This is a genomic window from Methylobacterium sp. 001424705 (assembly GCF_059816145.1).
Map to the genome: position 1 here is coordinate 1 of NZ_JCBANU010000016.1, position 14255 is coordinate 14255.

A 14255-nucleotide genomic window follows, 5' to 3' on the forward strand; every position below is an offset into this window, starting at 1 on the left:
TACGGAGGCCGCGAGACCCGAGGCTGGCTCCGGGTCATCGTGCCGATCTACAAGGAGAGCACCAACGCCGCCGCGCCCACCCTGCCGGTCGCGGGCCCGGGCCGGATCGCAGGCCGGTAGCCGCTGCCTGCGCGTGGTCTATTGAATTCTCTATGAATTCCTCAAGTCCACGTGCAGGCCAGGCCGGATAATCCATGACATTAATGTCAAGCAACACCGCGGAACATCAAGTTCGGAACAGACTTACAGCCGCACTGTGCCGCTCGTGAGCACATGACTGGAAGTCTCACATGAAAACCCTCGCCATGGTTCTGGCCTCCGGCCTGATGTTCGCCAGCTTTTCCCTCGGCTCGGCCTCGGCCGCTCCGGGCCTGACCCCGGCCGAGCGGATGCGGGCCAGCTCGTCGATCGGCCACGCGGGCAACTACAAGGCGCGCAAGTACCACATGCGCCATCGCGGCCATCGCCACGACGCGATCCACCACGCGCGCGCCCATCGCCTGCACCACACCCGCAACCGCCTGATGCACGGCGATCCGAACGCCCGCAATCCGATGCTGCCCGGCTACGCCCAGCAGCGCGGCAGCACCTCGGGCGGCCCGCGCTACTGAGGCCGCCCGGGCCGGCGCATCCCGCCAGACGGGGTGACGCCGGCCAGTCGCGTCGGCTAAGCACGGGGTCCGCGCGGCCCGGACGGCGGCGCCTGGCCGGCGTGAGCGAGGACCGGACCCGATGCCGCCGTGGCCGCCGAGCCTGCAGGACGCGCGCTGGCGGGTCGGCCTCTTCACCCTGCTCTACCTCTACCAGGGGCTCGTCGCCGGCTTCGCCCTGACGGCTTTGGCCAACCACTTCGCCGCCGTGGGCGCATCCACCGCGGAGGTCGGCCGCCACCTCGCCGTGGTCGGCCTGCCCTGGGTGCTGCAGCCCCTGCTCTGGGGGCCGGTGATCGACCGGGCGACCCCCGACCGCATGGGGCCGCGCCGCCGCTGGCTCGTTCTGGCCTTGGCCGCCGCACAGGCGAGCCTCGCCGGCCTGCTCCTCCTCGGCGGCGTCCCGAGCCTCACGGCCGTCAGCCTCGTCCTCCTCCTGCACAGCCTGGCCGCCTCCCTGGCGGACACCGCCACCGACCGCCTGATCGCCGACAGCGTGCCGGCCGGCGAACTGGGGCGCACCAGCGCGGCCACGCGGGCGGGCTTCGTCCTCGGCAGCGCGGCCGGGACCGCCCTCTTCGCCTGGGTGCTGGAAGCCGGGGGGTTCGCCGCGGCGGCGGGCGCCCTCCTCGGCCTGACCACCCCCATCGCCCTGGCAGCCGCGCTCGTGCGCGAGGCCCCGGGGGACCGGCTCCTCGCCTGGCCGCAGCGCGGGCCGGCCCGTGCGGCCGGACCGGGCCGGATCGCCGCGGCGGCCGCCTTCGCGCGCGGGCTCGCCGACGGCTTCCGGAGCCGCGACGCCGCGCGCCTGCTGGCGCTGTGCTTCGCCATCGACTTCGCCCTGGCGCTGTTCCAGGTGCCCTTCGCCGTCGCCCTGGTGCAGGTGCATGGCTGGGACGCGGGCGGACTCTCGCGCCTGCAGGCCCTGCTCGCCCTCCTGGGCGGAACCCTCGGGGCAGCGGGCGTCGGCGCCTCCGTCGACCGCCTCGGCCCGGGGCCGGCCCTGCGCGCCCTCCTGGTCGCCTGCGCGGCGGCCTTCGGGATCGCAGGCGGGTTGATCGCGGCCGGGCTGGAGGCGGCCACGGGGCCCGTCATCCTGGGCCTCGCCAACGTCGTGCCGGCCCTCCTCTACGTCGCCCTGCTGCCGACCGTCCTCCTGGCGAGCCGGACCGGACGGGCCTCGGCCACGCAGTTCCAGATCTACATGGCGGCGATGAACCTCGGCGACGTCGCCGGCTCGGCGCTCGCCAGCGGCCTCGCCGCGGCGGTTCCCCCGAGCCTCGTCGCCCTCGGCGTCGCCCTGCTGTTCCTCATCGGCACCCGCGTCGCCCGGACACCCTCCGGGTGATGGGGCGGGCTGCGGGATGGCGCGCAGCCCTCTCCCCAAGGGCGACCGCCCCCTGCGCAGGGGTTACGGGCCGCGGTTCGGGCCGGGAGACCGGCGCTCGTTCCGTCAGCGGGCCCGGCCCCGGACGCACCGACGCGGCAGAGGCCCTACCAGCCGTTTCGCGCCCGCCGCGCACGGTTCCGTCGTCTCCGAGAGATCGAGGCCCGGAGCGCGTAACCAAGCACAAATCCCAACACGATCAGACCCGGTACGTACCACCCCAGAATGATCGGCGCAGGTATGCTGGCGACATAGGCAACGGACGCGTCCCAATAAGGAAGGACGAACGCGACTAAACTGTCCCAATACGACTTTAACAGATCCATAAGCGTGTGCCTCGATTGGGACCTGCTAGTTGAGAGCGGCACCCGGCTCGAACCTATGCCATACGTTCGACGCGAATGTCACCTTTGACGCAACTGTCCGTGGCGACCTCCCGTTGGGATCATTCACGCCTCCGCCCAGCGCCCGGGCCGTGCGGCGAACGAGGGACATCGAAGTGCCGAAGGCTCGACCGCTGATCGCCCTGGGTCTGCTCTGCGTGGCAGCGGAGGCGCAGGCCCAACCCGCCCGCATGGTCCTGGCGCACGCCGATCATCTGATTCCGCTCCTCGCGGATATGGATCTCCCCCCACATCAGGGCAGCGCACGGACGGCTTACCGGCTGATCGTCCACCGCGAGGCCGCGTCGGAGGGGCTGCCGGCCGAGATTGCCGACGCCGTGACGCAGATCGAGAGCGGCTACGATCCGACCGTGATCGGAGGCGCGGGCGAGATCGGCCTGATGCAGGTTCTGCCGACCACCGCCGCGATGCTGGGCTTCCGGGGGAGCCCGGCGGAGTTGGCCCGACCCGACGTCAACGTCCGGTACGGTGTCCGGTACCTGGCCGAAGCCTGGCGCCTGGCCAGAGGCGACCTCTGCCGGACCCTGATGAAGTACCGGGCCGGTCACGGGTCGGATGTCATGTCGCCCCTGTCGGTGACCTATTGTCGTCGCGCCCAGTCGGTTCTCGACGTCCCGGAGGCGCAACGGGAGGCGCAGGCGCCACCCGGATCCCTTCGACGCGCCGATCGGGCGTCCCTGACCAGGACGCCCCTCCCGAAGGGCGCGAAGCGGGGAACGCCGGAATTCGAGAAGGCCTACTGGGCCGCGCACGAGGCTCGCATCGCGAAGCTCAAGGCGCGCGTTCAGGCCAACTGGCGGGCGCGGGGCGCAAAGCCCGTGTAAGGCGACGCAAGAGCCCATCGGCGCCCGATCGAGCCGCGCACCCGTGCGGACCTCACGAATCTTCGAGCGTGACGTCGGGCGCGCTCCGCACCAGGAAATAGGGGCGGAGCCGCCGGCGCAGCGTCAGCGCGATCCGCGGCGAGCCGATGCAGGCCAGCCGGAACACGGTCCACCTGCTGAGGAGCGGCAAGCGGTAATGTCGGGAGAACAGGATGCGGAGGGCCATCCATTTTCGCCCCGCCAGGGCCGCATCGACCGTGGCGCCGACGGCGACCCTGGCGAGGAGCGCATCGCGGGCCGCGCAAATCTCCTTGCCGCCGCGGACTGCCCGAACAGAGTCATAGAACAGGTCCTGCCGGCGGTTGATCAGGTCCGATCGTGCAATGGAATTCGACGTCAGCCGATATTCCGAGACGAACTTGTCGACGAAGACGAACGCGTGCGGATCGGCCGTCTCACCGAGGCGGATGCCGAAATCGGCATCGACGCAGTCCCCGACCTCGTCCTCGGACCGAAAGCCCATCGCATGGGCCCGCGCCGATGAGACCAGGTAGCTGTTGTTGGGCATCTGCTGCCGGAGCGCCGCGACGAGCGGCACCGGCTGAGGGCCGGCCTCCTCCGGAATCCGATGATAGGTCCGGTTCCAGGTCCGGGTGCGCTTCGGCAGAATCCGCCCCGTCTCGTCGATGACGTACTGCATGCCGTACACGCACAGACACCCCGGATGCGCATCCCAGGCGTTCGTGAGCGTCGTGATCGCATCGTCACACAGGCGATCGTCGTCGTGCAGCAGGATCAGCCGCTCGCCTTTCGCCGATGCGAACAACGCATTGATATTCCGCGCCTGCCCCGCGCGCGGCGCGTTGTGCCGATAACGGATTTCCACCTCGGACGCCGCGGGCAGGCTGGCAATCATCGCCCCGCTCACGGTTCAGCCCGAGTCGTCCCCGATCAGAATTTCCAGCGGACGGTATTTCTGGGACAAACAGCTCTCGACGGCCTGCCTGAGAAAGTCCGGGCGGTTACAGGTCGGAATACAGATGGATATAAAACCTTTCCGTCTATCTATTTGTGCGTTCCCTTCTCCGATTTTTGTCTCAGGCGTGCTTTTCATTGCCTTCTCAAGCCGCTCAGGACAAACCCCGCATTGTCTTTAAACTGCCTGAGCGCGCAAGAAAACAAGATACCGAAGAAGACTGTCACGAAAATCGTAAAAATCAAGACCATCAGAAGATTCGCTGGGACCTTGGCGGTCAATTCGGCACGAACGATCTCGGCCACAACAAAAGCAAGGATCGACGCACCGCAGGGGGCAATAATCGCCGACGCGAGATCACTCCACCTGAGGGAGAGACGATGAACCATCACGCTGAACGTGATGGGCGCCTCACAGAGCAGCAGGAGCGAGTAGGTGATGACTGTTTCCTGAAGATCTGAATTCTTAATGACGACGAGACCCAGGACCACAATCAGTGTCTTTGCCACGATCAGGCCCAGCAGCGTCCCAGGGCGCCCCATCGCGATGAGATACGAGCCGCAGATGAACTGGATGCATTGAACGCCACCGACGATCAGGAGAGGGCGCACGATCTCATCGGCACCCATCCATCGGCTTCCGAGCGCAAGACGAACGAGATCCGGTGATAACGCAGCCACACCGAGAAAGACCGGGGTTCCGAACGTGGCACACAGCGAGACCGTCCGGAGGAACGACCGGGCCAGCCGCTGCGGATCGGAGGCGATCCGAGACAGGAAACTGAGCGCGACGGCCGAGACGCTCACTTGGACCAGCTGGGTCAGCGTCTGATCGATCCGCATGGAGACGGCGAAGAGCCCCAGGGATGCGGCGCCATGGCGACTCAGGATCACGAAATCGATGCTTCGCATGGCCACGAAGTCGATCGCCCGGAGGAGGACGAGGCTGACCCCGAAGCGCAGCAGCCGACGCAACACGGCCGGATCGGGTGCCCGGGACGGACGCCAGGTCGAGCGGGACCAGAGCCAGAGGGCCGATAGGACGACCTGCGTGCTGAATTGGCCCAGCAGCGCCCAGGCGCCCCACCCGTTCAGCGCGAGGGTGAGCCCGACCACCCCGCTGGCGAAGATCCCGAACACGGTCCGCAAGGCGAGCGCGCGGAAGAGCTCGGCGCGGCGATACAGAGCTTCCTGGAAGCTGATCAGGACCAGGATCGGACAGAACAGGGCGGCGTATTGCAGATAGGGCGCCAGCGCTTCCGCCTTCATGATCCGGGCGATCGGCAGGGCGGCGGCGATGAGGAGGCCGGCCAGGATCACGCTGCCGGCCAGGGAGACGTACAGGGTGAGATCGGGATCGCCCGCCCGCAACTGCGGACGCTGCACGAGCGCGTCGCCCATGCCGAAGTCGGCGATCAGCGCCAGAAAGCTGACGACCACGATCGCCGTGGACGCGAAGCCGAATTCATCGGGCGTGACGAAGCGCGCGATCAGGATGAACAGCAGCACGCTCATCAGGCGGCCGACGACGTTCTGCAGCAGGGACCAGAACAGCCCCCGCATCGCCCGCGATCGCAGCGTCGGGTTCTGGCTCATGGTTGCCCGGCACACCCGCTGCGAGAAACCGGACGCCGGGCGACGGGTGTGACAATCATTCGGATGGGGGTTCCTCGATGTCGTCAATCCCGCGCCCCGGGTGGTCCCGGTCCGTCCCGAGACCTGCCCGAGGGCTCCCGAACCGCAAGGCCCCCGCGCAGCAACGTCCCGGCCGGGTCCCAAGAGCCCAAAGGGTCTGACAGGGTCGGCGCGAAGATGCCAGCACGGCACCCTGCGTTCATCGTGCGGTGATCGCACGGCGGCCGAACCACCCGCTGCGTGACCACGCGATCAGGAAGCCGTCTCAAAGGCGCGGGCGGGCGTGCGATGACAGGACACCGCGACATCTCCGACAAGGGCCGTGCTTGCAGACGCCGCGCTCTATACTTCGGCCGCGGCCCGGAGAATGGTGCCCTTCCGATCGCGCGCCGTTTCCCGGCGAGGCTCGTCACGGCGACGCGGCACCGTCAGGGGCCCTGCGAGGTCTTTCCGAAACGCCCCGCGCGGTCTCTCCGCCACGCCCTGCGCGGTTTGCCTGGAACGCAGAGGTCCCGGACGCGTCCGATCGGGCATTCGGCAATGCAAGCCCGGAGATCCGGTTCGCGCCCGATCGTCCATCCTCGCTCCGAGGAGGCGCGCCGTTCGAGCACGACGCCTCGCCGCGCATTCCATCGCGGGTCCGTGCCTTCGGCGACGGAGTCCCGCGACGGCGGCTTCAACGCACCCGCGGCGACACCGTCGCGAACGCGGGCGCACCCGATCCCGCCTCCGGTCCGCCTCGGCGGGGGCGGGGTCCGACGAGGCTCCCGCTCCGGTTTGGGCGGGGGCCGGGGTGACGGGCGCCCCCGCCGAGGTCACCCAGCGCCCCCTGTCCCTGTCCGTCCAGAAGACAGGCCCCGCGCTCGCAGGACGCCGAAGGCGTCGACCGGGACCGGTCCGATCCGGGACGGCGCCCGTCGCGGCAGGGAGCCTGCGCGCCGCGCGTCTCAGGCCGCCCGAACGGTCGTCAGGAAACGCCGCACCTCGCCGGAGAGGTGTTCGGATTGCCGGGAGACCTCGGACGCGGAGGTGAGCACGTGGGCCGCTGCCGTACCGGTGTCCTCGGAGGCTCGTGCCACCCCTGCGATGTTGTCGGTCACCTCGGCCGTGCCGCTCGAGGCCTGGGCCACGTTGCGCACGATCTCCTGGGTCGCGGCGCTCTGCTGCTCCACGGCCGCCGCGATACTGGCCGCCACGGTGTTGATGTCGCGGATCCGCCCCGTGATGCCGTGGATGGCCGCGACGGCTTGGGTTTCCAGAGCTTTCCCGCTCTCGCGCAGGACCTCCGGCTTCAGCGCGAGCGCGATGGGCCGTTCCAGCCCGCGCATCGCGCGTTCGGCGTCCCGCACGGCGCTGGCGGCGGCGTCGACCTCAGACTTCGTTCGCGACAGATCGAGGTCCTTGAAGTTGAGCTGGATGCGATTCAAGGCGACCTGTGCTTGGGAGATCCCCGACAGGACGGTCTGCTCCCGGGCGACAGTGTCGATCGCGTCATTGATCTGGTGATTGCTGTTCCATTGGTATCCCTTGACGCCAAGGGCGAACAGCGCCGTCACCGATGACGAGAGAACAAGCTTACGCAATATAGTGATGAACGGTATGATCAAAACCAATATATAAACTTGACCAAGGCTTTTTCAAAGATTTATATTGTATTTATTCAATAAATCATTCGTTACGATGGACAAATCCTCGCAGGATGGACTGAATTAGGCCTCCTGCTGCGCGCCCGACGCCACGCGCCGCAGCCCGGCACCCACGCGACCCTGGCCCGCATAGTCTGCCGCGACCGGTCTGGGGCGGAGCTCGCCCCACCCATCGAGGTGGACTTTCCGAACCTGAATGCACTGATGCCCAAGGCGGTCGAGCGGAGTATGCCGGATTGGTGACCCATCATTGGACACACATCCAAACGGTCACGTTCGCGAGTGCACCGACCTCGCCGTTGCAGGACCCGAGCGGGAATAGCCAGAGATTTTTAATTCATCGCGCTCGCCTGGATTTACAAACTGATTGATAAATACCATTTTCCCTATATATTATTATAGGCAGCTCGTTAGTCATGTTATAGTTATAAATACACACGCCAAATAACAATCATAGATCGTGGAAATAGATCATCGACGCACAGTTTCATTATACTAACATGAGTATCGATATGATTAGTAAGATTTTGATAGCAATTCCGTTTTTCACATTTATAGTCACGTTGATCATATTGATGAGAGAGAGATCGGGAGGATCTGACTATAGCACAATATCCAAAATTTCTATCGTAGTCTTAGCTATAAATTCCCTTTTTATAGTCGCGAGTATTTCCGCTTTAGGAGTAAGATATCAAGAAAAACTTGAGCCTCTGGGCTTATTTATAGAAAGACATAAAATAATTTTTTTTATTATTACTCCATTCATAATTTATACCTCTATAACAATTATATACTATCTATTCTCATAATACAGGCATTGACAGGCATAAATTTATAAGTAAATAATTGATTATTATATACTTAATTACTGACTTTCAGTCACAGATCGCATTAAGAGGCCTGCACGATGGGCTTGCTATCTAAATTTATTACGTATTTAGGATACGGAACAGCAACGACCAATGCAGTTGATGGCGCACTTACGCTTGAAGAGGATGCGCTATCTCGACTGAATTTTGGTGTGCAAGTGACCGCGTCAATCGCGGGCTTCAAAGCGGAGGTTAGTCCGGCCCCTGCGATCGTCGCAGGCTACCTTGCGATGGATGTGTCTTTCACAAAGATGGCCTTCGACTTAAAACACGGAAAAGGCGCCGACAAAGTTGCCGGAGATATAGCACAGATATTTGGTAACGGTCTCGTCATTGCGGCGGGCATGTTCTCATTCATGGGCCTTAAACCGCTTGCCCTTCCATTGAGTGCGGCAGGAGTTGCCCTAGATGTAACTGGTATCGCGCTGAATCATCCAGATAAAGCGAAAGAGTATACTCGACAGGTTCTAGACACTGCTTCATCGACTGGCTCATCTGCCTTACACGCTATCGGAAAGTTCTTAGATAATACATTCAATTCTCTATGGGACTATCTTGAGATCGGAATATTTGATCCTAGAGCTGACATCAAAAGATCCGTAGACAGATATCTACCGACTGTTTCGGATGCTGCTGGCATAAGTCTTATTCGTGCTCAGGCTACCGAAGCTATCAACAACCCTGCAATCGAATGGGCAGATAAAGCAAATATCAAACACGGCTTTGTTTCTGGGGAGATCGGCAATTTGTATGTCGACCACAACGCCATAACATTCGCCGCCAACACCACGGGCAACGTTCACGGTCCGGGCAATACGCTTCTACTGACCCCCGACAGCGGCAGCTATGCGGGCGTCTTCGGCACTGCCGTGAGTGTCTCTGGCATCTACGGCAGCTCGAACATCAATGTCGGCGGGGTGGGAAGCTCCGTTACCGCCTATGGCGCAAACGGCGTCGGCGGCTACGTCGGCTTGGTTGCCGACAATCAGACCCTGAAACTAATGAATGAAGGCTTCACCGTCGCCACTGCGCCCAACGTTAAGAACCTCAACCTCTACGGCGACCGTTCTACCTTCACCTTTGCCGCCAACACCACAGGTACCGTGTCGGGCAATTTCAACCATGTTGTGTATAATACGAGCAGTGAAGTTAAGATAGTTGGTATAGGGACAAAATTTGACGCGAAAGATAACAATGGAAATTTATTGAATAGATCAATTATCAATTTAGACAACACGAAAGATAGCACTGCATTTGATATTCATAATAATTTTGATTATGCAACTTATACAAATCACTAAGATACAAATGGAAGAAACACGACAGCAGCTATCGGCTACGATGACGGAGGCAGAAGCTATACTGTAAACGACGCCTACAATGAGTCCCCGTGGGCAGCCTACAACGAACGATACAGCTCCGCCGGCATTAAAATCAGTCGATATACAGTTTCTGACGATGGTTCTGGTAAAATGGAAATTTGGAACCGAGGTCTAACATCCCCCAATCTCCCAGACCAAATACACTATTTTAACAAGGATGGCGCCTGGATCCGTACTCTTGAAAACGAATACAGTAGAATCTACGGCACAAATAGATACGAATTATCACGAACAATTACAAAAGATGTCGCAAATTTCTACAATTGGAAAGAAACTTACATTTATTATGATCACTCTGGAAATGCCGCTGCCGGAGCGACGATATTCGATGGAGGTAATTCTCAGAGCACAATCCCAAACACATTGTTCACACCGGCATGGAACTTTGCATCAACTGTCGATAGTAACTTTGGACTTGTCAGAACAAATGTCTACTTGGATTTCTCAATGCCAAAACTCGCCGAACTTGGTGTCTATGCGCCTACGAATTTCGATCCGATGACGTATTTTTCAAACGATTATGTGGGATATAAGGGTCTTAATTTTAATGGCCTGACGAATAATGATCCTTTCAATAATTTTAAACTAATCGATCCTAATCCAATTCGATATTACGATTTTGTGCAATCAAATGGGAATTACGGACCCATTATTTTCGATATCGACAACGACGGCCTATCTATCAATTTACAGAATTCCTCGTCGACATTTATAGATATCGATGGATCTGGACGCTTGATTCAGAGTGCATGGGCGGCTCCAAACGATGGCCTGCTCGCAATCGATTTATCGGCGGATGGGCAATTTTTGCCAGATGGAAAGATCGATCATTTTTCAGAGCTGACATTTCAGTACGATATCGAATTGGGCCAAAATGGTGACTCATCGCTATCCGACCTGGCAGCCCTGAGAAATTCATATGACTCAAATAAGAACGGGTATTTAGATAGGGGAGATGACCAATTTAGTCTCTTTGTGGTCTGGAAAGATAGTAATTCGGATGGATTATCACAACCCGGTGAGCTTATCACTCTAACCAAACTTGACGTAGCGTTTATCGACTTAGCTTCGAAAGGCGAATCCATTTCGCTGCCCGATGGCACTGGTCTAAACGGAATCTCCCAAGTCATCTATCTAAATGGGAAATCGACTTCGGCTGGAGATTTTTCTTTCGCATTCGGCGAAGAGAAGTCTGCCGCGTCGGTCGTAACGAACATGAACTCTGCAAATATAAAAATGAATATCGATGAAACATACGACATTTCTTATGCATCGTATTCGCATCTGGTGGACAGCTTATTTTTCGATAGCCAAAGATATAACGGTCAACCCTCTGATTTTGATCTAAAAATTTAGATTATTGATTTATTACTCTGAATTATCTACGACATATCAAGTTAAATTTACATAGTAAATTAGAACTGCAATAGACAATCTTACCTCTGCGTGTTGGTTTTTATCTCAAGACTGCAAAAGTTAGCATTGTCGTACGTCATTGTCCGCATCACGCACCAGAGCGGTTCGAACCGCCCTGGTGCGTCATCTCGTATGGGACAACAAGATCTCTATAAACCGTGTTCTGCTTGACACGGAGCGACCCGACCGCCTCAGTGGCGGCATCGCGCCGACACCGGGGCGCCCTGGACCACCACGTCGGCCAGACCGACTTACCCCCGCGCCGCACCCCGCCTTGCCGATGTCCCCTCCCCCCGCCTCCGCCCGGTCCGCCTCGTGAGCGAACCGAGCGCGCCCGGCCTTCGGGTCCTGCTGCCCGAGGCCGCCCGCTATGCCGGGGGCGCGCGCGTCGGGCCGGGGGAGAACGAGCATTGGGTTCCGGCCAAGAACCGCTGGTCGCGGGTGGTGCTGCCCTTCGGTGGGCTGATGCCGGAGGCGTGGTGCTGCCTCGGCTTCCGCCTCGCCTGGGCGGCGGAGGAGGCCGCCGGGTCCGCCCTCGACTTCGCCCTGGTGGGGATCGACTTCCTGGCCGAGGACGGCTCGAGCCTCGACTTCGACCACGTGCCCGGTCTCGACCGGACGCTCCTCGACCCGCACGGCACCTGGATCGCCGGGCCGGCCGTTCTGCCGCCGGAGACGCACGGGGCGCGGGCCGGGCGCCTCCAGCTCGCCTTCCGGGTCCCGGCCCCGGCCACCCGGATCACGGTGACGCTCCGCTCCTGGCGCAACAGCGCGCCGTTCGCGGTCTCGGAAGCGCGTCTCGCCCAGGGGACGGATCTGGCACCGTCGCCGGCCCTGATCCCCCGCGCCCGGCACCGCCTCGGGCCGGAGCCGGCCTGGCGCGACCACGCCCTGGTGCCGGGCTGCGGCCTCGTGCTGCGCGGCCAGCTCCACACGCCGCAGCCCGGCACCCACGCGGCGCTCGCCCGCATCGTCTACCGCGACCGGTCCGGGGCGGAGCTCGCCCCCCCCTATCCCGGGACCCTCTCGGTGCCGGGGCTCGGGGCCCTCGTCGACCTCTCCGCCCACCAGCAGGCCCGCCGCTTCACCCTGGAGCTCCAGCCCCCCGCCGGGGCGGCGCGGGTGGCGGTGGGCTTCGCCACCTGGGAGGCGGACGGGCCGGAGGCGGAGCTCCTCGCCCCCCCGGAGCTGGCCCTGGAGGACCGGATGCGGCTGGAGAGCCTCTGCGCCGACGACCTCCTCGCGGCCCCGGATTTCCTTGCCCGCCTGGCCGAGCGCCTGTCCCTGCCCGGGGCCGCCTTCGCGGGCTGGTGTCCGCAGCCCGAGGCGGTGGCCGCCGTGCCGGCGGTGCTCGCCCGCGCCCGGGCGATCCAGCGCGGCGAGGGCCACCGCGCCGCCGGCCTCGACCGGGCCCTGCGCCTCGCCGGCCAGCCCGCCTGGACCCTGCCGGAGGCGCCGGACTGGACCGAGGATCCGTTCCGCTCGGTGCCCTGGCGCCTGGAGTACCAGTCCCTGGCCTGGCTCGCGGCGCTGGCCGAGGCACCGGGCGGCGCGGCCACCGCCGTCGGCCTCGCCCTGTCCTGGTCGCGGGCCAACCCCTGGGGGGCGCCCACCGACGGCCTCGCCCTGCACCCGGCGGCCCTCGCCGCCCGCACCGAGACCTTGGTGCGGCTCCTCGCCCGGGCCGGCAAGCCCGGCGGCCCGGCCTCCCTCACCCTCACGGGCGAGGCGGTGCGGCACGGCTTCGCCCTCGCCGAGATTCTGGGCCAGAACACCTTCGGCCGCTCGATCCACCAGCTCCAGGCGGCGGCGGCCCTGCGCATCGTCGCCCGCGCCCTGCCACTGCTGCCGCTCGCGGCACACTGGCTCGCCCTGGCCGAGGCCGCCCTCGAGACCGGCCTCGCGCCGCTCCTCGACGCGGAGGGGCGGTTCTCCGACCCCGCCCTGCACCCGCGCCTCGAGCTCCTGACCCTCCTGCGCGCCCTCGGGCTCGGCCTCGACGCCGACGACCCCGCCGAGTCGGCGCTCAGGGGCCGCCTCGACCGGCTCGTGGCGGCCGGGCTCCCGGCGGTCGCCGGTCTCCTCGATCCGACCGGGCGCCTGCCCCCGTTCGGGGACGCGCCCGCCGGCGAGGATGCCGCCGGCTGGATCGGGCGCCTCGGTGCGCAGGCGGGTCGCGCGCTCAGTGCGACGCGCTGGTCCGGAGACGCGCGACCGCGACGCGACCGTCCCGGTATACCACGCGTCACCCTGGAGCCCGCCGCGGGCCGCGTCGACCCGTCCTCGGGCATGATCGCGCAGCGCCACGACGCCCCCGGCCGCGGCTGGGGCCAATTCGCCTGCACCTTCGCCAGCCAGGGCCAGGGTCCCGGCCCCGGCCACCGGGACGTCGGCTCCTTCGTCTACGCCTGCGAAGGGGTGCGCTGGATCGTCGAGGCCGGCGGGTCGAGCCAGGTCGAGAGCGGCGCCGCCCGCCACCACCTCCTCTCGGGGGCCGGCCACAACGTGGCGGCCCTCGACCAGCGCGAACCGATGGCGGGGCCGGCCCTCTACCTCGGGGCCGAGCGCCTCATCGGCGCCACTGCCCACCGCCTCGCCACGCAGGTCCACGGTCCCGACGTCGCGCACCGGCGCGTTTTCCTCGTTCTCGACGACCTCTCCGGACTGGCGGTGTTCGACCGCTTCAGCGGGTCGGGCAGCCTCAGCTTCGAGGGCGCGGTCCACCTGTCGCCGGAGATCCTGCTGGCCCTGGCGGGTCCGCGCCGGGCCATGGCCCAGGCCGGGCGCCACCGGCTCTCGCTCTCCCCCGTGGCGGTCGCCGGGCGCTGCGCCGGCCTGACTCTCCGCAACGGCTGCAACGCCCATCCGGGGGCCCTGCGGGGCTTCGTCGCCGCGGCCGCCGGCGGCCTTCAGCCGACGAGCGTGCTCGGCTACGCCTTCGCCGGTGCCGGCACGGTCTGCGGCGGTCTCGCCCTCGCGGCCGATGCCGATGCGGACCGGCGGCTCACCGCCCTCCTGGACGAGCCCGCCTTCGAGCGCCTGCTGGCGGAGGCGTGAGGCCCATCCT

General features: G+C 63.8%; 7 protein-coding genes and 2 pseudogenes. 6 read left to right on the forward strand and 3 right to left on the reverse strand.

The genetic code is table 11. The features are described 5' to 3' along the window. Nucleotides 1-290: 290 nt before the first annotated feature. The 3 genes from AC6EUL_RS13200 (at nucleotide 291) to AC6EUL_RS13210 (ending at nucleotide 3265) form a co-directional block, all read left to right on the forward strand. Nucleotides 291-611 (forward strand): hypothetical protein, encoded by a 321-nt coding sequence (locus tag AC6EUL_RS13200; RefSeq protein ID WP_499870572.1) that lies wholly within the window; start codon nucleotides 291-293, stop codon nucleotides 609-611. Nucleotides 612-732: 121 nt separating this feature from the next. Next, nucleotides 733-1998: an MFS transporter gene (locus AC6EUL_RS13205; protein ID WP_499870574.1), complete on the forward strand. Its 1266-nt coding sequence runs from the start codon at nucleotides 733-735 to the stop codon at nucleotides 1996-1998. Nucleotides 1999-2536: 538 nt separating this feature from the next. Then, complete coding sequence (locus tag AC6EUL_RS13210; RefSeq protein ID WP_499870576.1) at nucleotides 2537-3265, forward strand: lytic transglycosylase domain-containing protein; 729 nt, start codon at nucleotides 2537-2539, stop codon at nucleotides 3263-3265. Nucleotides 3266-3317: 52 nt separating this feature from the next. Here the strand turns inward: AC6EUL_RS13210 and AC6EUL_RS13215 are convergent. From AC6EUL_RS13215 to AC6EUL_RS13225, 3 genes and pseudogenes are all read right to left on the reverse strand, one after another. Beyond that, nucleotides 3318-4379: pseudogene (locus tag AC6EUL_RS13215) on the reverse strand (glycosyltransferase family 2 protein). Beyond that, complete coding sequence (locus AC6EUL_RS13220; protein ID WP_499870578.1) at nucleotides 4376-5836, reverse strand: oligosaccharide flippase family protein; 1461 nt, start codon at nucleotides 5834-5836, stop codon at nucleotides 4376-4378. The pseudogene AC6EUL_RS13215 and the gene AC6EUL_RS13220 overlap by 4 nt, the downstream one beginning before the upstream one ends. Nucleotides 5837-6822: 986 nt before the next feature. Then, nucleotides 6823-7125, reverse strand: a pseudogene (locus AC6EUL_RS13225) (methyl-accepting chemotaxis protein); the annotation flags it as partial. Between the two features lie 1303 nt (nucleotides 7126-8428). On the opposite strand from AC6EUL_RS13225, the gene AC6EUL_RS13230 reads away from it, so the two are divergent. From AC6EUL_RS13230 to AC6EUL_RS13240, 3 genes are all read left to right on the forward strand, one after another. Next, nucleotides 8429-9691, forward strand: a complete 1263-nt coding sequence (locus AC6EUL_RS13230) for a hypothetical protein (RefSeq protein ID WP_499870580.1) — start codon at nucleotides 8429-8431, stop codon at nucleotides 9689-9691. A gap of 171 nt (nucleotides 9692-9862) precedes the next feature. Next, a complete protein-coding gene (locus tag AC6EUL_RS13235) occupies nucleotides 9863-11128 on the forward strand; it encodes an SPM autocatalytic domain-containing protein (RefSeq protein WP_499870582.1) in 1266 nt (421 codons plus the stop codon). 375 nt (nucleotides 11129-11503) lie between these two features. Beyond that, nucleotides 11504-14245: a heparinase II/III domain-containing protein gene (locus tag AC6EUL_RS13240; protein ID WP_499870584.1), complete on the forward strand. Its 2742-nt coding sequence runs from the start codon at nucleotides 11504-11506 to the stop codon at nucleotides 14243-14245. Nucleotides 14246-14255 lie beyond the last annotated feature (10 nt).